18 protein-coding genes, 17 tRNA genes, 2 rRNA genes, 1 pseudogene and 1 riboswitch (1 of these 39 cut by a window edge) are annotated in these 17,741 nt (G+C 44.9%); of the genes and pseudogenes, 31 read left to right on the forward strand and 7 right to left on the reverse strand.

Annotation, left to right across the window (positions count from 1 at the left end):
- The 18 genes from MHH79_RS04710 to MHH79_RS04795 form a co-directional block, all read left to right on the forward strand.
- Positions 1-104: ribosomal RNA gene (locus tag MHH79_RS04710) — 23S ribosomal RNA — on the forward strand (it extends 2,824 nt beyond the left edge of the window).
- 113 nt (positions 105-217) lie between these two features.
- Positions 218-333: ribosomal RNA gene (gene rrf, locus MHH79_RS04715) — 5S ribosomal RNA — on the forward strand.
- 9 nt (positions 334-342) lie between these two features.
- Positions 343-417, forward strand: a tRNA-Asn gene (locus MHH79_RS04720).
- Between the two features lie 5 nt (positions 418-422).
- Positions 423-514: transfer RNA gene (locus tag MHH79_RS04725), tRNA-Ser, on the forward strand.
- Between the two features lie 34 nt (positions 515-548).
- Positions 549-620, forward strand: a tRNA-Glu gene (locus MHH79_RS04730).
- A gap of 9 nt (positions 621-629) precedes the next feature.
- Positions 630-705 (forward strand) — tRNA-Val (locus tag MHH79_RS04735).
- A gap of 9 nt (positions 706-714) precedes the next feature.
- Positions 715-791, forward strand: a tRNA-Met gene (locus MHH79_RS04740).
- Positions 792-802: 11 nt separating this feature from the next.
- Positions 803-879: transfer RNA gene (locus MHH79_RS04745), tRNA-Asp, on the forward strand.
- Positions 880-891: 12 nt separating this feature from the next.
- A tRNA-Phe gene (locus MHH79_RS04750) sits at positions 892-967 on the forward strand.
- 5 nt (positions 968-972) lie between these two features.
- A tRNA-Thr gene (locus MHH79_RS04755) sits at positions 973-1,045 on the forward strand.
- Between the two features lie 22 nt (positions 1,046-1,067).
- Positions 1,068-1,152 (forward strand) — tRNA-Tyr (locus MHH79_RS04760).
- Between the two features lie 5 nt (positions 1,153-1,157).
- A tRNA-Trp gene (locus MHH79_RS04765) sits at positions 1,158-1,231 on the forward strand.
- A gap of 24 nt (positions 1,232-1,255) precedes the next feature.
- A tRNA-His gene (locus MHH79_RS04770) sits at positions 1,256-1,331 on the forward strand.
- Between the two features lie 9 nt (positions 1,332-1,340).
- Positions 1,341-1,412, forward strand: a tRNA-Gln gene (locus MHH79_RS04775).
- A gap of 49 nt (positions 1,413-1,461) precedes the next feature.
- A tRNA-Gly gene (locus MHH79_RS04780) sits at positions 1,462-1,536 on the forward strand.
- A 5-nt stretch (positions 1,537-1,541) separates the two neighbouring features.
- Positions 1,542-1,612: transfer RNA gene (locus tag MHH79_RS04785), tRNA-Cys, on the forward strand.
- Positions 1,613-1,619: 7 nt separating this feature from the next.
- A tRNA-Leu gene (locus tag MHH79_RS04790) sits at positions 1,620-1,708 on the forward strand.
- Positions 1,709-1,973: 265 nt separating this feature from the next.
- A tRNA-Leu gene (locus MHH79_RS04795) sits at positions 1,974-2,055 on the forward strand.
- A gap of 78 nt (positions 2,056-2,133) precedes the next feature.
- On the opposite strand, the gene spo0M is transcribed toward MHH79_RS04795, so the two are convergent.
- Positions 2,134-2,910 carry a sporulation control protein Spo0M gene (spo0M, locus tag MHH79_RS04800; protein ID WP_100506272.1) on the reverse strand — a complete coding sequence of 259 codons (777 nt, stop codon included), beginning with the start codon at positions 2,908-2,910 and terminating at the stop codon, positions 2,134-2,136.
- Positions 2,911-3,051: 141 nt separating this feature from the next.
- Here spo0M and MHH79_RS04805 point away from each other — a divergent pair, with 141 nt between their 5' ends.
- On the forward strand, positions 3,052-3,255 hold the full coding sequence (locus MHH79_RS04805) for a hypothetical protein (RefSeq protein ID WP_014479229.1): 204 nt from the start codon (positions 3,052-3,054) through the stop codon (positions 3,253-3,255).
- A gap of 84 nt (positions 3,256-3,339) precedes the next feature.
- Here MHH79_RS04805 and MHH79_RS04810 read toward each other — a convergent pair whose 3' ends face one another.
- Positions 3,340-3,612 carry a spore coat protein gene (locus MHH79_RS04810; protein WP_015383160.1) on the reverse strand — a complete coding sequence of 91 codons (273 nt, stop codon included), beginning with the start codon at positions 3,610-3,612 and terminating at the stop codon, positions 3,340-3,342.
- 40 nt (positions 3,613-3,652) lie between these two features.
- Here MHH79_RS04810 and MHH79_RS04815 point away from each other — a divergent pair, with 40 nt between their 5' ends.
- Both MHH79_RS04815 and thiC read left to right on the forward strand, forming a co-directional pair.
- Positions 3,653-4,345: a Type 1 glutamine amidotransferase-like domain-containing protein gene (locus MHH79_RS04815; RefSeq protein ID WP_015482982.1), complete on the forward strand. Its 693-nt coding sequence runs from the start codon at positions 3,653-3,655 to the stop codon at positions 4,343-4,345.
- A 68-nt stretch (positions 4,346-4,413) separates the two neighbouring features.
- Positions 4,414-4,521, forward strand: a riboswitch (TPP riboswitch).
- Between the two features lie 132 nt (positions 4,522-4,653).
- Positions 4,654-6,426, forward strand: coding sequence for a phosphomethylpyrimidine synthase ThiC (thiC, locus tag MHH79_RS04820; protein WP_043857146.1), 1,773 nt, complete (start codon positions 4,654-4,656; stop codon positions 6,424-6,426).
- Between the two features lie 39 nt (positions 6,427-6,465).
- Here thiC and MHH79_RS04825 read toward each other — a convergent pair.
- A pseudogene (locus MHH79_RS04825) lies at positions 6,466-6,648 on the reverse strand (BBE domain-containing protein); the annotation flags it as partial.
- A gap of 300 nt (positions 6,649-6,948) precedes the next feature.
- Here MHH79_RS04825 and senS point away from each other — a divergent pair.
- Complete coding sequence (gene senS / locus MHH79_RS04830) at positions 6,949-7,146, forward strand: transcriptional regulator SenS (RefSeq protein WP_003245192.1); 198 nt, start codon at positions 6,949-6,951, stop codon at positions 7,144-7,146.
- Positions 7,147-7,172: 26 nt separating this feature from the next.
- On the opposite strand, the gene katA is transcribed toward senS, so the two are convergent.
- Positions 7,173-8,624, reverse strand: a complete 1,452-nt coding sequence (gene katA, locus MHH79_RS04835) for a catalase KatA (protein ID WP_014476225.1) — start codon at positions 8,622-8,624, stop codon at positions 7,173-7,175.
- A gap of 407 nt (positions 8,625-9,031) precedes the next feature.
- On the opposite strand from katA, the gene MHH79_RS04840 reads away from it, so the two are divergent.
- The 6 genes from MHH79_RS04840 (at position 9,032) to rpsN (ending at position 13,816) form a co-directional block, all read left to right on the forward strand.
- Entirely contained in the window at positions 9,032-9,799 is a 768-nt protein-coding gene (locus MHH79_RS04840; RefSeq protein ID WP_021479704.1) for an ABC transporter ATP-binding protein, read from the forward strand.
- Between the two features lie 17 nt (positions 9,800-9,816).
- The gene (locus MHH79_RS04845; RefSeq protein ID WP_024572624.1) at positions 9,817-10,815 is read left to right on the forward strand and encodes an aliphatic sulfonate ABC transporter substrate-binding protein; all 999 of its coding nucleotides are present in this window, start codon (positions 9,817-9,819) and stop codon (positions 10,813-10,815) included.
- Positions 10,812-11,642, forward strand: a complete 831-nt coding sequence (locus tag MHH79_RS04850; protein WP_010886451.1) for an ABC transporter permease — start codon at positions 10,812-10,814, stop codon at positions 11,640-11,642. Before MHH79_RS04845 ends, MHH79_RS04850 begins: the two co-directional genes overlap by 4 nt.
- A 22-nt stretch (positions 11,643-11,664) precedes the next feature.
- Positions 11,665-12,795: an FMNH2-dependent alkanesulfonate monooxygenase gene (gene ssuD / locus MHH79_RS04855; RefSeq protein ID WP_251218171.1), complete on the forward strand. Its 1,131-nt coding sequence runs from the start codon at positions 11,665-11,667 to the stop codon at positions 12,793-12,795.
- Between the two features lie 102 nt (positions 12,796-12,897).
- Entirely contained in the window at positions 12,898-13,434 is a 537-nt protein-coding gene (locus MHH79_RS04860) for a hypothetical protein (protein WP_251218252.1), read from the forward strand.
- 112 nt (positions 13,435-13,546) lie between these two features.
- Positions 13,547-13,816 (forward strand): 30S ribosomal protein S14, encoded by a 270-nt coding sequence (rpsN, locus tag MHH79_RS04865; RefSeq protein WP_015383171.1) that lies wholly within the window; start codon positions 13,547-13,549, stop codon positions 13,814-13,816.
- A gap of 17 nt (positions 13,817-13,833) precedes the next feature.
- On the opposite strand, the gene MHH79_RS04870 is transcribed toward rpsN, so the two are convergent.
- Positions 13,834-14,307: a membrane protein gene (locus tag MHH79_RS04870; protein WP_014476230.1), complete on the reverse strand. Its 474-nt coding sequence runs from the start codon at positions 14,305-14,307 to the stop codon at positions 13,834-13,836.
- 1 nt (position 14,308) lies between these two features.
- Entirely contained in the window at positions 14,309-14,509 is a 201-nt protein-coding gene (locus MHH79_RS04875; RefSeq protein ID WP_009966860.1) for a helix-turn-helix transcriptional regulator, read from the reverse strand.
- A gap of 193 nt (positions 14,510-14,702) precedes the next feature.
- Between MHH79_RS04875 and MHH79_RS04880 the strand changes: the two genes are divergently transcribed.
- Positions 14,703-14,776: transfer RNA gene (locus tag MHH79_RS04880), tRNA-Gly, on the forward strand.
- Positions 14,777-14,866: 90 nt separating this feature from the next.
- Here MHH79_RS04880 and MHH79_RS04885 read toward each other — a convergent pair.
- Positions 14,867-15,490 (reverse strand): B3/4 domain-containing protein, encoded by a 624-nt coding sequence (locus tag MHH79_RS04885; protein WP_015383172.1) that lies wholly within the window; start codon positions 15,488-15,490, stop codon positions 14,867-14,869.
- Positions 15,491-15,572: 82 nt separating this feature from the next.
- Between MHH79_RS04885 and queG the strand changes: the two genes are divergently transcribed.
- Positions 15,573-16,733: a tRNA epoxyqueuosine(34) reductase QueG gene (queG, locus tag MHH79_RS04890; protein WP_029317521.1), complete on the forward strand. Its 1,161-nt coding sequence runs from the start codon at positions 15,573-15,575 to the stop codon at positions 16,731-16,733.
- A gap of 66 nt (positions 16,734-16,799) precedes the next feature.
- On the forward strand, positions 16,800-17,729 hold the full coding sequence (locus MHH79_RS04895; RefSeq protein ID WP_080467280.1) for an amidase domain-containing protein: 930 nt from the start codon (positions 16,800-16,802) through the stop codon (positions 17,727-17,729).
- Positions 17,730-17,741 lie beyond the last annotated feature (12 nt).

Here is a 17,741-nt window from a genome sequence, read left to right on the forward strand (position 1 = left end):
CAAGGAAGTAAGATCCCTGAAAGATGATCAGGTTGATAGGTCTGAGGTGGAAGTGTGGCGACACATGGAGCTGACAGATACTAATCGATCGAGGACTTAACCATATTTTTGAATGATGTCACACCTGTTATCTAGTTTTGAGAGAATAAGTTTTTTTCAAAAAAACACTTGATTTTCTCAAGAATACATAGTATAATGTTAAATGTCACTGAAATTGTCTGGTGATGATGGCGGAGAGGTCACACCCGTTCCCATGCCGAACACGGAAGTTAAGCTCTTCAGCGCCGATGGTAGTCGGGGGTTTCCCCCTGTGAGAGTAGGACATCGCCAGGCAGACTTCATTCCGCAGTAGCTCAGTGGTAGAGCTATCGGCTGTTAACCGATCGGTCGTAGGTTCGAATCCTACCTGCGGAGCCATTATTGGAGAGCTGTCCGAGTGGTCGAAGGAGCACGATTGGAAATCGTGTAGGCGGTCAACTCCGTCTCAAGGGTTCGAATCCCTTGCTCTCCGCCACTGATACTTATACATAATTACAATTGAAAGTCTGGGCCCGTTGGTCAAGCGGTTAAGACACCGCCCTTTCACGGCGGTAACACGGGTTCGAATCCCGTACGGGTCATTATATGATGGAGGATTAGCTCAGCTGGGAGAGCATCTGCCTTACAAGCAGAGGGTCGGCGGTTCGAGCCCGTCATCCTCCACCATTATATCATCGCGGGGTGGAGCAGTTCGGTAGCTCGTCGGGCTCATAACCCGAAGGTCGCAGGTTCAAATCCTGCCCCCGCAACCAAATTTTAAAATGGTCCGGTAGTTCAGTTGGTTAGAATGCCTGCCTGTCACGCAGGAGGTCGCGGGTTCGAGTCCCGTCCGGACCGCCATTTAAATACTTAGGCTCGGTAGCTCAGTTGGTAGAGCAACGGACTGAAAATCCGTGTGTCGGCGGTTCGATTCCGTCCCGAGCCACCACCTATGCCGGTGTAGCTCAATTGGTAGAGCAACTGACTTGTAATCAGTAGGTTGGGGGTTCAAGTCCTCTTGCCGGCACTGTTTTTTCAAAATTTAATGTGGAGGGGTAGCGAAGTGGCTAAACGCGGCGGACTGTAAATCCGCTCCCTCAGGGTTCGGCAGTTCGAATCTGCCCCCCTCCACCATTTATAGGGGCATAGTTTAACGGTAGAACAGAGGTCTCCAAAACCTCCGGTGTGGGTTCGATTCCTACTGCCCCTGCCAAATTTATGACATCTTGAGATTATGGCGGTTGTGGCGAAGTGGTTAACGCACCAGATTGTGGCTCTGGCACTCGTGGGTTCGATTCCCATCAATCGCCCCATATTATCATTGGGCTATAGCCAAGCGGTAAGGCAACGGACTTTGACTCCGTCATGCGTTGGTTCGAATCCAGCTAGCCCAGTCTCACTTTTTATATCAACTGCATATAATGTATTAAGTCCATTAAAAATGCGGAAGTAGTTCAGTGGTAGAACACCACCTTGCCAAGGTGGGGGTCGCGGGTTCGAATCCCGTCTTCCGCTCCAATTACGGCGGCATAGCCAAGTGGTAAGGCAGAGGTCTGCAAAACCTTTATCCCCGGTTCGAATCCGGGTGTCGCCTTCTTATTGCCGGGGTGGTGGAATTGGCAGACACACAGGACTTAAAATCCTGCGGTAGGTGACTACCGTGCCGGTTCAAGTCCGGCCCTCGGCACCAATTTTACTTACATGGTAAGTTGAATTGGTGTTTGTGTTTTATCATTATAACTAATCATATTAATGATCTACATAAGTAGATCATTTTTTTAATGCTTTGATTTATCATAACAAGTTAAGTTCCGAGGCCTATTATAAAGCGGCTGTTTAGCTAGTCTTTCAACACTTTTATTTTATATTTCCATAAAAACTTTTTTGAAATACGTTGACACTTTATGAGATTCATGATATATTTATATTCGTCGGTTAGATACGACGTAAAATTTGCCGGTGTGGCGGAATTGGCAGACGCGCACGACTCAAAATCGTGTTCCTTCTGGAGTGTCGGTTCGACCCCGACCACCGGTATACTGAAAAACCCGTTTCTATTAAGAAACGGGTTTTTATTTTTTATTAAAGAAAAGGAGCCTCAGCTCCTTTTTTTATTTACTCAGCGTATTGGTCTAGGATCTCTTCTAGCACCTCTTCTAGCTCTTCTGTATCTTCAAGCTCTGATTGGCTGAAACGGACGCGTACAAGCTGTTCTCCGTCATTATACATCTCTTCCAGCCACCCTCGGAGTCCTCTTGCTCTGCGGTCGACTTCGAAAATGATTTCCAAACCGTCTTCGTCTAAAAGGAAAATGAGCTCTAATTCATCAAGCATCTGACGATAATATCCGGAAGTCGGAACGAATTCGAATTCTTGAACGAACGGAAGACGACGCTGGAAGTAGGGCGCTTGTTCGCAGTCTGCTTCGTTAAGACGGAAGCCCAGGTTTTCGATTGCTTCAAGCACATTTTCAATCCAAGGGTGCGCTTCAACGAAAATGCGGTCATGATCGGATTTATCGATACCGCCTTGAATGTCAAGGTCTGTCACCACGGCAACCTCTACTTTCCCTACAGTGATCGGCGTATCTAGAGGCAGAGTGAATGTGAACGGAAATTGATGCTCTTCACCAGGCTGAATGGTAAATGAACCAGTGACCCGGAAAGAATGAATTGTAGCGTATTTCCGGTGCTCTTCATCGTCTTTTACAATGACATACCGTGTGCTAAGCTGTAAATCAATATAACGGATGTCCTGAGCGATTTTTCCGCCTTTGACATGTACCGTTCCCCGTACTTCTTCTCCTGGAAAATATGCGTCTTTTTCTAAAATTGTATCTACTTTTGCAGCTCCAATTCCGGCACTTGCCGCAAGCTTCTTAAAAAGTGACATGTTAGATCTTCCCCTTTTTCTTTTTTCTCAACAGATATACGTAAGAAGGAGGAAAAAAGATTCGTTTGATTCATACTTTTTTCCTATTATTCGTCTCGGCCTAGGGACAGACTAAGAATAATATTGAAAATAAAGGAGTGGATGGAAGTGAATAAAGAAAGTTTGGTTGCAGATGAATTACACAGAATGTTTTTGGCTGGTGAGCTGCAAATCACAGTAGAGGAGGATATAAACAATATTTCCGAAAGGCTGAGAAACGGCGATCTCAGTTTAGACCGATTAAGCGGTGAAGACGCGTTTATAAAAGAAACGGTAAACGAGGCTTTAAGAAGAGTGGAGCAATAAAAAAGAGGCGGCATCTCATCTTTGAGATCCCGTCTCTTTTGGTGGTCTTTGCTGTAAGATAAAAGCGAATCGATTTGAAATTGCTCACCCGAGCCACCCCTTTTCTAACAGAAAATCTGACAGTTCATCTTGGAGATGAATGGCTGTATCTAATTGATCATGCAACGCTCTTCTGATGTGGGGATTTTCGGCTTCTGTTATTGCGACAGTGTATTTGTTAATGCTGGTTTTTATTGTTGTTAACAAATCAAGAATATCTTTGGGACAAAGACTTTGTTCAATGGGAAACCACCTCCTTTGTTTTTTTAGCAGCTCCTGATAAGAAAGTATTTGGCTTTGTTTCTTGCTTCTATACAAAATGCTATAATAAGCAACAAATTTGTTGGGGGGTGTGATGATGAAGCAGATTATTGCGATGGGGGGCGGGGGTTTTTCGATGGAGCCGGATAATTTGTCCCTCGATCAATATATCCTCAATCAATCAAAACGAGAGCAGCCTCGTATTTGTTTTTTGCCGACGGCGAGCGGAGATTCCCAAAACTATATTCAGCGGTTTTATCATGCATTTCAAACACTGGATTGTGTGCCGTCTCATTTATCTTTGTTTAAGCCGCCATCAACAGATTTAGCTTCTTTTGTTATGGAAATGGACGTGATTTATGTTGGCGGGGGAAATACGCGGAATTTACTTGTGTTATGGAAAGAGTGGGGGCTGGACCATATTCTCAGGGAAGCATGGAAGAACGGTGTGGTCCTAGCTGGATTAAGTGCCGGTGCGATCTGCTGGTTTGAAGAAGGGGTGACAGATTCAGCCGGACCGCTGACAGGTTTGAAAAGTTTAGGTTTTTTGCAAGGGAGCTTTTGTCCCCATTATGACGGGGAAAAGGATCGGAGACCGGCATACCACCAGTTGATATCTAACAAGTTCTTATGCAGTGGCTATGCAGCGGATGATGGGGCTGCTCTCCATTTCATAAATGATCAGCTGTTTCAAACCGTGAGTTCAAGAGCGGGTGCAAAGGCATATCGGGTGATAATGGGGGAACATGAAGTATCTGAAATCCCGTTGCCGGTCAAATATTTGGGATGAATTAGCTGAATATTTTCTATATTCCTCTTTTTTTCAGATTGGTTTTATGTTAAGATGAGGGCGAAATCAATAGTTACTGGGGGTGCCCGCTTTCGGGCTGAGAGGGAAGGTAAGCTTCTTAACCCTTTGGACCTGATCTGGTTCGTACCAGCGTGGGGAAGTAGAGGAATAGTTTTTGTTATTGTCGTGCTGGGCAATAATATGTTTCTTTCTGACTGTAACCGGGTTCATTTATATGAATCCGGTTTTTTGTGCTGGTTATGGGCTTGATTTTGTCCTTTCAAACGTAGAGAGGGGAAGGAAAAGTAATGCAAAACAATTCAGTGCAGCAAGCCAACATTTCCATTATGTCAAGTTTTTCAGGTAGCAAGAAGGTATACGTGGAGGGTTCTTCTTCGGACATCCAAGTGCCGATGAGGGAGATCCTATTGAGTCCGACGACGGGATCGTTCGGCGAAGAGGAAAACGCGCCTGTGCGTGTCTATGATACAAGCGGACCGTATACGGACCCTGAAGTAACCATTAATATTCAAGAAGGATTAAAGCCGCTCCGCCAAAAATGGATCACAGAGCGCGGTGACGTGGAAGAGTATGAAGGTCGGGCTATAAAACCAGAAGATAACGGTTATAAAAAAGCAAATCCAAACGTAAGCTACCCAGGATTAAAGCGGAAACCGCTGAGGGCGAAGGCAGGTCAAAATGTTACTCAAATGCACTATGCAAAAAAGGGGATCATTACACCTGAGATGGAATTTATCGCCATTCGTGAGCATGTGTCTCCTGAATTCGTCAGAGACGAGGTAGCCAGCGGCCGGGCGATTATTCCTTCAAACATTAATCACCCTGAAAGTGAGCCAATGATTATCGGCCGGAATTTTCATGTGAAGATTAATGCAAATATCGGGAATTCAGCGGTTACGTCATCCATTGAAGAAGAAGTGGAAAAAATGACGTGGGCCATCCGCTGGGGAGCAGATACAATGATGGATCTCTCTACCGGAAAAGATATTCATACGACGCGTGAATGGATTATCCGCAATTGCCCCGTGCCTGTGGGAACTGTTCCGATTTATCAGGCGCTTGAAAAAGTAAACGGCGTAGCGGAGGATTTAACGTGGGAGATTTATCGTGATACGCTAATCGAGCAGGCAGAGCAGGGAGTGGATTATTTTACGATTCACGCGGGTGTTTTGCTTAGGTATGTACCGCTGACTGCCAAACGGACAACTGGTATTGTGTCACGCGGGGGAGCGATTATGGCGCAGTGGTGTCTGGCTCATCATCAAGAAAGCTTTTTATACACACATTTTGAAGAAATATGTGAGATTATGAAAACGTATGATATTGCTTTCTCTCTTGGGGATGGTTTGCGTCCCGGATCAATTGCTGATGCCAATGACGAAGCGCAGTTTGCTGAATTAGAGACGCTTGGAGAGCTGACGCAAATTGCCTGGAAGCATGATGTTCAGGTGATGATTGAGGGGCCTGGACATGTTCCGATGCATAAAATCAAAGAGAACGTCGATAAACAAATGGACATTTGTAAAGAAGCGCCTTTTTACACATTGGGGCCGCTGACAACGGATATTGCCCCGGGATATGACCATATTACTTCAGCGATCGGAGCGGCGATGATCGGTTGGTACGGGACAGCAATGCTTTGTTATGTAACGCCGAAGGAGCATTTAGGGCTGCCAAACCGTGATGATGTTCGTGAAGGAGTCATTACATATAAGATTGCTGCGCACGCTGCAGACCTTGCAAAAGGGCATCCTGGGGCGCAAATCCGGGATGATGCGTTATCGAAAGCCCGTTTTGAATTCCGTTGGCGGGATCAGTTTAATCTATCTCTTGATCCGGAGAGAGCGCTTGAATACCATGATGAAACCTTGCCTGCTGAAGGAGCAAAAACCGCTCACTTTTGTTCCATGTGCGGTCCGAAATTTTGCAGCATGAGAATTTCACAGGATATTCGGGATTATGCGAAGAAAAACGATCTCAGTGAAGCAGAAGCCATAAATAAAGGATTAAAAGAAAAAGCAAAAGAGTTTGTCGATACGGGAAGCAATTTATATCAATAAAAAAGATGAAGATGGAGAATGCTCCATCTTCATTTTTTTTTAGAAAAACAGAGAGCGTCGAAGCGGCGGAATACTCTGTTCAAAGCGGAAAACATTTTCTGTATCATATTTCGTTTTGACACGGCGGAGTCGTTCAACGTTTTCGCCGTAATATGTTCTTGGCCAGTTTCTGATTTCGATATCTGGCCAATTTACGTAGTCTCCCATCGTTTCTCTCGATAGTCCGGATCATCCCGTGTTACGATACGTCCGGTCAATTTTGTCTTTTCCACACTCCCACCTCTCTTTCTCTCGTATTCTAGTTTCTCTAGCTTATGCGTTAGGGGAAAAGAGTGTATAAGGAAAAAGCGGGGATGCAATCTGATACAGTGTCAACACTCTCAAAAAATAGTTGACAGGTCGGTATTGTATGAATTAACATGGTCAGTACAAATTTTTCAAATTTATCGCGCTGATCGGAACACCGAAGGCTCTTATCGTTTAGATAAGGGCCTTTTTTGTATGAAAAAGGAGGGATTATTGATGGGAGTCAAAAAAGAAAAGGGGAGAAAACGGTTCAGGAAGCGAAAAACCTACGGGAATCAGATTTTGCCGCTTGAGCTGCTGATTGAAAAAAACAAACGAGAGATTATAAACAGCGCGGAGCTAATGGAAGAAATTTATATGAAGATTGATGAGAAGCATACGCAATGTGTAACTAAATATAAAAAAACCCGCTGATTACAGCGGGTTTTTGCATTTCTACATTAAGCATCTTTTTTAATCGGCAATCCAAGGCCTTCTGCCACGCGTTTTCCGTATTCAGGATCCGCTTTGTAGAAGTGCTCGATTTGGCGCAGCTTGATTTCTTCTTTTTCTACCGGCTTCATAGCATTAACGATATTTTCAACAAGGCGGGTACGTTCATCTTCACTCATTAAACGATACAGATCACCGGCTTGAGTGTAGTGATCGTTGTGATCGTAGCTTACGCTGTCAGCGATACCTTGTACCGGATATGCTGCTTGCTTATCCTCAGGTGACTCTTTTGGACCGCCGAAGCTGTTAGGCTCGTAATACACAGATCCGCCGCCGTTATCGTCAAAGCGCATTTGTCCATCACGCTGATAATTGTTTACTTTGTTGCGTGCGCGGTTGATTGGCAGCGCTTGATGGTTTGCACCGACACGGTAGCGGTGTGCATCATGATAAGCAAACAGTCGGCCTTGAAGCATTTTATCCGGTGAAACATCAATACCGGGCACGAGTGTTCCAGGTGAAAATGTCGCTTGTTCTACCTCTGCAAAGTAGTTTTCCGGATTTCTGTCTAGAACCATGCGTCCGACCTCGATTAACGGATAGTCTTTCTGAGACCAAACTTTTGTGACATCAAACGGATCGAAACGGTACGTGTTTGCATCTTCTAAAGGCATGATTTGCACATATAGTTTCCATGCAGGATAATCACCATTTTCGATTGCATTGAAAAGGTCTTCTGTATGGTAATCAGGGTTTTCACCGGCAATTTTTGCTGCCGTATTGACATCAAGGTTTTTCACGCCTTGTTCCGTTTTAAAGTGATATTTAATCCATACGCCTTCGCCTTCGGCATTTGTCCATTTGAATGTATGGCTTCCGAAGCCGTGCATGTGGCGAAGTGTTGCAGGAATTCCGCGGTCAGACATCAGGATTGTCACTTGGTGAAGTGACTCTGGTGAAAGTGACCAGAAATCCCATACAGCCGTAGGATTTTTCAGGTGTGTTTTTGGATCTCTTTTTTGTGTATGGATGAAATCAGGGAACTTAATCGCATCGCGGATAAAGAATACAGGCGTATTGTTGCCGACGATGTCGTAGTTTCCTTCTTCAGTATAAAATTTAACAGCAAATCCGCGCGGATCGCGAACTGTGTCAGCAGAGCCAAGTTCACCGGCAACTGTTGAGAAACGGATGAACAACGGTGTGCGTTTGCCGACTTCAGAAAGGAAAGCGGCTTTCGTGTATTTTGTTACGTCGTTTGTCACTTCAAAATATCCGTGTGCGCCTGCTCCTTTGGCGTGAACAACACGTTCAGGAACACGTTCTCGGTTGAAATGGGCCAATTTTTCGAGTAAATGTACATCTTGAATTAAAGTTGGTCCGCGAGAACCGGCAGTCATTGAGTTTTGATTATCTCCAACCGGAGCGCCCCAGCTAGTTGTCAGTTTATTTGAACTCATGTTATCACCTCTTGGAATTTATAAGAACATAATATCATCTCTAAGTAAAAAGTCAATATTATTTTATAATTATTATAAAATAGTTATCTCTATTAATCGATATCTAGTATCGAAAGTGTTGAAAAACCTTGTTGTAACAGCTTTTTATGACACTTAATAATTTTTGGAGAAATAATTTTTCCTTCTCTATTTGCGAAACAAGCAGAGTAAGTGATAAACAAGGATATCAAAAATCGTATTTAAAAAAGAGTTGACATATCGGAATAATTTGAATTAACATGTTATTCAAACAAAAAAACAATTGGGCAGCTGATCGGACCGCCGAAGGCTCTCATCTCTACAAGAACAGAGATGGGGGCCTTTTTGTTTTTTTTGAAGGCGGGGTTGGCAGAAAGAGAGGGATAAAAGTGGCTGTGACCATCAGCATCAAAGAAAAGGCATTTGTTCAAGAGGGCCGCAAAAACACGGTCTTAGAGAACATAGAATTATCAATCGCACCAGGCGAATTTCTAACGCTTATCGGACCGAGCGGGTGCGGAAAAAGCACCCTGTTAAAGATTATTGCAGGGCTTGATTCTGAATATGACGGGAGTGTGGAAATTAACGGCCGCAGCGTAACAGCTCCGGGTATTCAGCAAGGATTTATTTTTCAGGAACACCGCCTCTTTCCTTGGCTGACTGTTGAGCAGAATATTGCAGCCGACTTGAATTTGAAGGACCCAAAAGTCAAACAAAAGGTGGATGAACTGATCGAGATTGTCAGATTGAAAGGATCGGAAAAAGCATATCCGCGCGAGCTGTCAGGCGGCATGTCACAAAGAGTAGCCATCGCCCGGGCCCTTCTGCGGGAGCCTGAGGTGCTGCTTTTAGATGAACCGTTTGGTGCACTCGACGCTTTTACAAGAAAACACCTGCAGGACGTGCTGCTGGATATATGGAGGAGGAAAAAAACAACGATGATTCTCGTGACTCATGATATAGATGAATCTGTTTATTTAGGAAATGAGCTTGCGATCCTTAAGGCCAAACCGGGGAAAATCCATAAGCTGATGCCCATTCACCTGGCGTATCCGCGGAACCGGACGACTCCGGATTTCCAAGCGATCAGACAGAGAGTGCTGTCGGAATTCGAGAAAACAGAAGATTTGGAGTACGCAGAAGGATCAGGGATATAGAAAGGGCGGAAGCGGAAATGAAAAAAGGACTCATTGTATTGGTTGCCGTTATTTTTCTGCTCGCAGGCTGTGGAGCAAATGGAGCCAGCGGTGACCACAAACAATTGAAGGAAATTCGTATTGGTATTCAGCAAAGCTTAAGCCCGCTTTTGATCGCAAAAGAAAAAGGCTGGTTCGAAGATGCATTTGAAAAAGAAGGCATCAAAGTGAAATGGGTGGAGTTTCAAAGCGGTCCGCCCCAATTTGAAGGCCTTGCGGCAGACAAACTTGATTTTTCTCAAGTCGGTAATTCGCCTGTGATCGCTGGACAGGCGGCAGGCATTGACTTTAAAGAAATCGGTTTGTCTCAGGACGGCTTGAAAGCAAACGGCATCCTTGTCAATCAAAACAGCGGCATTCAAGACGTTAAGGACTTAAAGGGGAAGAAAATTGCAGTCGCCAAAGGCAGCAGCGGGTTTGATTTTTTGTATAAAGCGCTTGATCAAGTGGGGTTGTCAGCTAACGATGTGACAATTATTCAGCTTCAGCCTGATGAAGCAGCTTCCGCATTTGAAAATGGATCTGTTGATGCCTGGTCCATTTGGGAGCCATACTTGTCCTTAGAAACAATGAAACACGGAGCAAAAATCCTTGTGAACGGAGAAAGCACAGATTTATATTCACCGGGTTTTACTTTAGTAAGAACAAAGTTTTCAGAAGAGCATCCAGACGAAGTGGTCCGTTTTCTGAAGGTGTTTAATAAAGCCGTTGTATGGCAAAAGGAACATCTGGATGAAGCAGCGGACTTGTATTCTGACATTAAAGATCTCGATAAAAAGGTCGTCGAAAATGTGCTGAAAAATACTGAACCTCTGAATGAGGTCATCAGTGACGACATTGTAAAAGCGCAGCAGGAAACAGCAGATTTTCAATTTCGAACAAAGGCGATAGATAAGAAGATTGATGTGAAGGATGTTGTCGATAACACTTTTATCAAAAAAGCATTAAAGGAACATTCCTCAGGAGGTGATCAATGATGAAAGCAGAGGCTGCGGGCTCGCTGCCCAAAACGAATGCGGAAGCGGTGCGAAAAAAGCCCGGAAGGAAGAGATACGGCTGGATGAAGGGGCTTTTACTGCCCGCTGTCATCATTGCCATCTGGCAGGTCATCGGCGGGCTGGGGGTTGTGTCCGCTACAGTGCTGCCTACACCTGTTACGATTGTTCTGACCTTTAAGGAGCTTATTTTGTCCGGCGAACTGTTCGGCCATCTGCAAATCAGCATTTATCGGGCGGCGCTTGGTTTTTTGCTTGGCGCGGGGCTTGGATTGATGATCGGGATTTTGGCCGGATTCTCCAAACGGACGGAGCTGTATCTTGATCCGTCGTTGCAAATGCTTAGAACCGTACCTCATCTGGCCGTCACGCCGCTGTTTATTTTATGGTTCGGATTTGACGAAGTATCTAAAATTTTGCTGATTGCGCTCGGTGCCTTCTTTCCTGTCTATATCAATACGTTTAATGGCATCCGCGGGGTTGACGCGAAGTTGTTTGAAGTCGCCCGGGTGCTTGAATTTAAATGGCATCAGCAGATATCCAAAGTGATATTGCCGGCAGCCCTGCCCAATATATTGCTAGGCATTCGATTATCGCTCGGCATTGCATGGCTCGGGCTCGTTGTGGCAGAGCTGATGGGCTCAAGCTCGGGAGTCGGCTATATGATCATGGATGCGAGACAGTTTTCACAAACGAATAAAGTCTTTGCAGGGATTATCATTTTTGCAGTGGTTGGAAAGCTGACGGATTCCTTTGTCAGGCTGCTTGAACGAAAGCTGTTAAAGTGGAGAAACAGCTACGAAGGATAAAAGATATAAAGGGGAGATGAATATGGAAATTCTTTGGTTTATACCGACTCATGGAGACGCGAGATATTTAGGATCTGAAAGTGATGGACGGACTGCGGATCATCTTTACTTTAAACAAGTCGCGCAGGCGGCAGACAGGCTGGGATATACAGGAGTTCTTCTGCCAACGGGAAGATCGTGCGAGGACCCGTGGCTTACAGCGTCGGCACTGGCAGGAGAAACAAAGGACTTAAAGTTTTTAGTCGCGGTAAGACCTGGTTTAATGCAGCCTTCTCTGGCAGCCAGAATGACATCCACCCTAGACCGCATTTCAGACGGCCGGCTGCTGATCAACGTTGTGGCAGGGGGCGATCCGTATGAGCTGGCAGGCGATGGCCTGTTTATCAGCCATGATGAGCGCTACGAGGCAACAGACGAATTTTTAACCGTTTGGCGGAGACTTTTGCAGGGAGAAACGGTTTCCTATGAAGGAAAGCATATAAAAGTGGAAAACAGCAATCTGCTTTTCCCGCCGCAGCAAGAGCCGCATCCGCCCATCTATTTCGGTGGTTCGTCACAGGCTGGAATTGAAGCTGCCGCAAAGCATACAGACGTGTACTTGACATGGGGTGAGCCGCCTGAACAAGTAAAAGAAAAGATAGAGAGAGTCAAAAAGCAAGCGGAAAAAGAAGGGAGGTCCGTTCGATTTGGCATTAGGCTGCATGTCATTGCTCGTGAAACTGAACAAGAGGCATGGGAAGCGGCAGAGCGCTTGATCAGCCACTTGGATGATGACACCATTGCCAAAGCGCAGGCAGCTTTGAGCCGTTACGACTCTTCAGGCCAGCAGCGGATGGCCGTCCTTCATCAAGGCGATCGGGCGAAGCTTGAAATCAGCCCGAATCTGTGGGCGGGGATCGGCCTGGTCAGAGGAGGGGCAGGAACAGCTCTTGTCGGTGATCCGCAGACGATTGCCGACCGGATAGCGGAGTACCAGGCACTCGGCATAGAATCGTTTATATTCTCAGGCTATCCGCATTTAGAAGAAGCGTATTATTTTGCAGAGCTTGTATTTCCGCTTTTGCCGTTTGAAAATGATCGGACGAGAAAGCTTCAGAACAAAAGGGGAGAAGCGGTAGGAAACACTTATTTTGTCAAAGAGAAAAATGCATGAGTTTAACTAAAATACAGCCCCCGAACATGGTATGATATTCAAAAAAAGGGGGCTTTTTTTCTGAAAACATTGAGAAGCGCGGCAGTCATTTGCCTCATAGCTATGCTGTCAGCATGCGGACATTCAAAACAGATGGAAATCAAAGCGGCGGACATATCAGATCTTGAAAAAAACAGAATGGATGTCGCAGCTTCACAGGCATTCACTGCCGAAGCCGTCAATATCGGTGAAGGTATTTCTTCAGCTGACATGTACATCGAACATTATCAAAAGGGAAAGCTTGTTGAGAGGTTTGGACCGGTTCGTGCAGATTATTCAGAGGAAAAAACCGATACCATACAATTTGTTTATTTTGAGAATGAAGAGGGGGAAGGAAAGAATAAACATACCATCATTCATTTTGGCATTGTAGATAAACAGGGAAATATAGCTGCTGATTCATCGGTGAAACGCGACGATAGCACAACACAGGAAATGACTCAGAATATTTCATCGCCGGAACCAATTACTTTCGAGAAGCCTGCTTTGATCGGCAGCAGTATTAGAGGGACTGACGAGACAATGCACACCTCTGAACATAAAAAAGAGCTCATTAAGCATCAAGATGCGTTACTGTATTATGTGGAATTGCATCATTAGAATGGGCGGCTTCAGGCCGTCTGTTTTACAAAGCGGTATGCTTGCTTTTTTGAATGGTGCATGATACATTTTAAATCGTAACAATTTCGATTTAAAAGGGAGGCTATGTGACTTGGCTAAAAAATCAAAAGTGGCAAAAGAGTTAAAACGCCAACAGCTTGTTGAGCAATACGCTGGTATTAGAAGCGAGTTGAAGGAAAAAGGAGATTACGAGGCACTCAGCAAGCTGCCAAGAGATTCAGCACCGGGAAGGCTTCACAACCGCTGCATGGTAACGGGGCGCCCGAGAGCATATATGAGGAAGTTTAAAATGTCCAGAATCGCTTTCAGGGAGCTGGCCCATAAAGGCCAGATTCCCGGTGTGAAAAAAGCAAGCTGGTAAGAAAAAACTCCGGCCGATTACAGCGCGCCGGAGTTTTTTTCGTTTTTCTTGAAAGAGATGACGTAGGAAAGGTGCTGGATGATCATGATGATAAACACAATAATAATAGGGAAAAACGGAATACGTGATTGAAATAGCGGATAAAAAATGAGAAGAACCGCTGCGGCAGGCAGCGAGAAGTATACAGCGATATATGACGCGCGACATGCTTTTGCCGTCATCATCTGCTCTCTTTCATCCTGCTCTTCAAACTCATCAGGCAAAAGAAGCTGCTTTCTGGCAGGGCGGCTTTTTTTCTGTAAGTACAAATAAACCGCAGACGCCGCAACAAACAGAATAAAGGGGGTGAGGTTTAATTCAAATACCATCCCGCCGCTCTTTGTGCCGAAAAAAGATGCTATGCCTTCTGAGGCTTCAAAGTATGAAATCAGCGTCCAGCATGCAAGGCCAAATAACACAAGGTGAAAAGCTGCTTTTGTTTTCATGCTCATCTTAGTTTTCCTCCTCTAACCAAAAGACATCCTCCATTTTCATGGAGAAGGCTTTGCAGATTTTCAGTGCTAACAGCAGTGAGGGAACATAATCGCCTTTTTCAATAGCTGCCACAGTCTGTCTTGTGACGCCGACCGTTTCTCCGAGTTTTTCCTGAGAATAGCCGAAGCGTGCCCTCAGCTCTTTTACTTTATTTTTCATCATGACGTCTGTCCCCTTCACAATCTCGATTGATTATATTGTATAGTATACTTAACATTATGTAAACGGAACTTAACAACTTTACAAAAAGATAACTTTTTTTCGACAAAATTTTTATATTCCCTTGACGAAAAATAAATAAACATGTAATATAAAAAAAGTCAGAGCGGTACTGTTACTGACAACCACAAATGCGGGTGTAGTTTAGTGGTAAAACCTCAGCCTTCCAAGCTGATGTCGTGAGTTCGATTCTCATCACCCGCTCCATACATACGTTATTAACGCAGTGTTTCGTTTCTCAGATAAACGAAGTATTGCGTTTTTTTATGTAAAAAAGAACACGGTATTCGTGTTCTTTTACGTAAGCCAATGTACTGTATGGGTGCCGCCGTGAATTTGTTCAAACATTTTCGTTAATGATGATAAGAGGTTAACAGCGCTGCTTTTCTCAATGGATGGCGGGAAAAAAATGATTTGCAGCATATTCTTAGTCTCGTTTGAAACGGGATAGTGGTTGACGTTGTTTTTGAAATCGCCAAATACGCCGTTTTCATCAGAGAAAATCAATATGTTTTCTTTTTCTCCCAATGAGATCCGGACTTGCTCGTGAAGCTTGCCGGCATCATAAATCATAATGGGCAGAGAATATTTTAATGCGAAAAAATTGATTGTGTCATGGGCCGAGTCTTTACTTTCCATGAATTGTTCCTTGGATATCGGGACCAGCATGTCCTCCATTGGGGTTGTTTCTCCCTCAAATGAAGGGTTAAGCTGTTTAAAGAGTTCCTGCCATTCCTTGACGAAGGATTCATCGGATATACCGCAGTCCGCATAGTCGAAAAACAAGGATTCTTGAAACAGGCGGAGTCTGCCTTTCAGCATTTGCGGTGAGGAGCCGACTTCGATATTCTCATAAATGACAGCCGCTGCTCGTAAGCCGGCCGCACGTTCAGTAATAACAGAATCAAGTTTGATATTCACTAGCATTCACTCCAGTTACGTGATATCAACCTATTATAAACGCTGTATCGTTTTATCACAAAGAAAGGAGGCTGTGCAAAACATGAACGTTTATCAGCTCAAAGAAGAATTAATTGAATACGCGAAAAGCATTGGCGTGGACAAGATTGGTTTTACGACTGCTGATACTTTTGACAGTTTAAAAGACCGTTTGATTCTTCAAGAATCGCTCGGCTATCTCTCCGGCTTTGAAGAGCCGGATATCGAAAAAAGGGTGACGCCAAAGCTTCTTTTGCCGAAAGCGAAATCAATAGTGGCAATTGCTCTCGCATATCCTTCCAGAATGAAGGATGCGCCGAGAAGCACGAGAACTGAGCGCAGGGGCATTTTTTGCAGAGCCTCCTGGGGGAAAGACTATCATGATGTGCTGAGGGAGAAGCTTGATCTGCTGGAGGATTTTCTAAAAAGCAAGCATGAGGATATCAGAACGAAGTCAATGGTTGATACAGGTGAATTATCTGATCGCGCCGTTGCGGAACGTGCCGGAATCGGATTCAGTGCGAAAAACTGTATGATCACAACACCCGAGTATGGCTCTTATGTGTATTTGGCGGAAATGATCACAAATATCCCTTTTGAGCCTGATGTGCCGATTGAAGATATGTGCGGGTCCTGCACGAAATGCTTGGACGCCTGCCCGACGGGAGCACTGGTTAATCCCGGGCAGCTTAATGCGCAGCGCTGCATCTCTTTTCTGACCCAGACAAAAGGATTTTTGCCTGATGAATTCCGGACAAAAATCGGAAACCGCCTGTACGGGTGCGATACGTGCCAAACGGTATGCCCTCTCAATAAAGGGAAGGATTTTCATCTTCATCCGGAAATGGAGCCTGATCCTGAGATTGCCAAACCGTTATTGAAGCCGCTTTTGACCATCAGCAATCGGGAATTTAAGGAGAAATTCGGGCATGTCTCAGGTTCTTGGCGCGGGAAAAAACCGATTCAGCGAAACGCCATTCTCGCGCTTGCGCATTTTAAGGATGCTTCCGCACTGCCTGAATTGGCGGAATTGATGCACAAGGATCCGCGTCCTGTCATCAGGGGGACAGCCGCATGGGCAATCGGGAAAATCGGAGACCCCGCATACGCGGAAGAGCTTGAAAAAGCGCTGGAAAAAGAGAAGGATGAAGAGGCAAAGCTGGAAATTGAAAAAGGAATTGAGTTGCTAAAAGCTTCAGGCATGACTAAACAAGGCCTGTCCTGACATACGTATAGAGCAGAAGGAAAAAACACTTGAGATCATCCAAGTGTTTTTTCTCTATAAAAAAGTATGGCGGGTGGGGTGAGCTTGAAGCACATTTTAGAACAATTAGCGGAGGAGCGGCTGGGCTTTCTGGTTAACGGGCATGCTATGAGACAGGAGTCTCAAGTCGGAGACCTTAAAGTCATGGAGCGTAAGAAAAAGCTTCTGGAAAAACGTAAAGTTGACATCATAAAAGCGAAAGCAAAGGCCGTGATTAATCATGTGCGGGTTGAGGATGACGGAACGACCTGCCTTTCGTATACCATCCATTACGAATACGTGTGTAAGGAACAAGATGACAGCTTATATATAGAAGAGCACATAGAGGAGCGAATGGCTTTCCTGTATGATCACATTTTGATTAGTGATCAGGAAATTGCGAAAAAGCCGGCTGGATTTCATGAAGGGACCAGTATTATTGACTATTCTGAAGAGGAAAGAGAAGCGTTCGGCAGGGCTTTTCAATACGATCGTCTTGGCGCTGTCCAATATGCCGAGAAATTTTGGAACAAGCGCAATCCTGCTTATAAAAATTTCAGCGATAACTGTACCAATTTTATTTCTCAGTGTCTTCATGCGGGAGGCGCGCCGATGCGCGGTCATCCGAACAGGGGATCAGGCTGGTGGATGAAACAAAGCTCATGGAGCTACAGCTGGACGGTGGCTCACTCTATGAAAATGTATTTGTCGAATTCAAAGGCCGGACTGCGTGCGGTGCGGGTGAAATCAGCGGAAGAACTGATGCCGGGCGATGTGATTTGCTATGACTTCGAAGGAGACGGCCGGTTTAATCATACAACGATTGTCGTGGCAAAGGACAAAGGCAATATGCCGCTTGTCAACGCCCAAACCTATGACAGCCGGATGAGGTATTGGTCATATGAGGATTCTACGGCATACACACCCTCAATACGATATGCCTTTTTTCATATCGTTGATGATACGACAAAAGAGTAATTAATGTTATAA

Origin of the sequence: Bacillus sp. FSL K6-0993, from assembly GCF_037977205.1 — a bacterium.
Lineage (GTDB): Bacteria > Bacillota > Bacilli > Bacillales > Bacillaceae > Bacillus > Bacillus subtilis.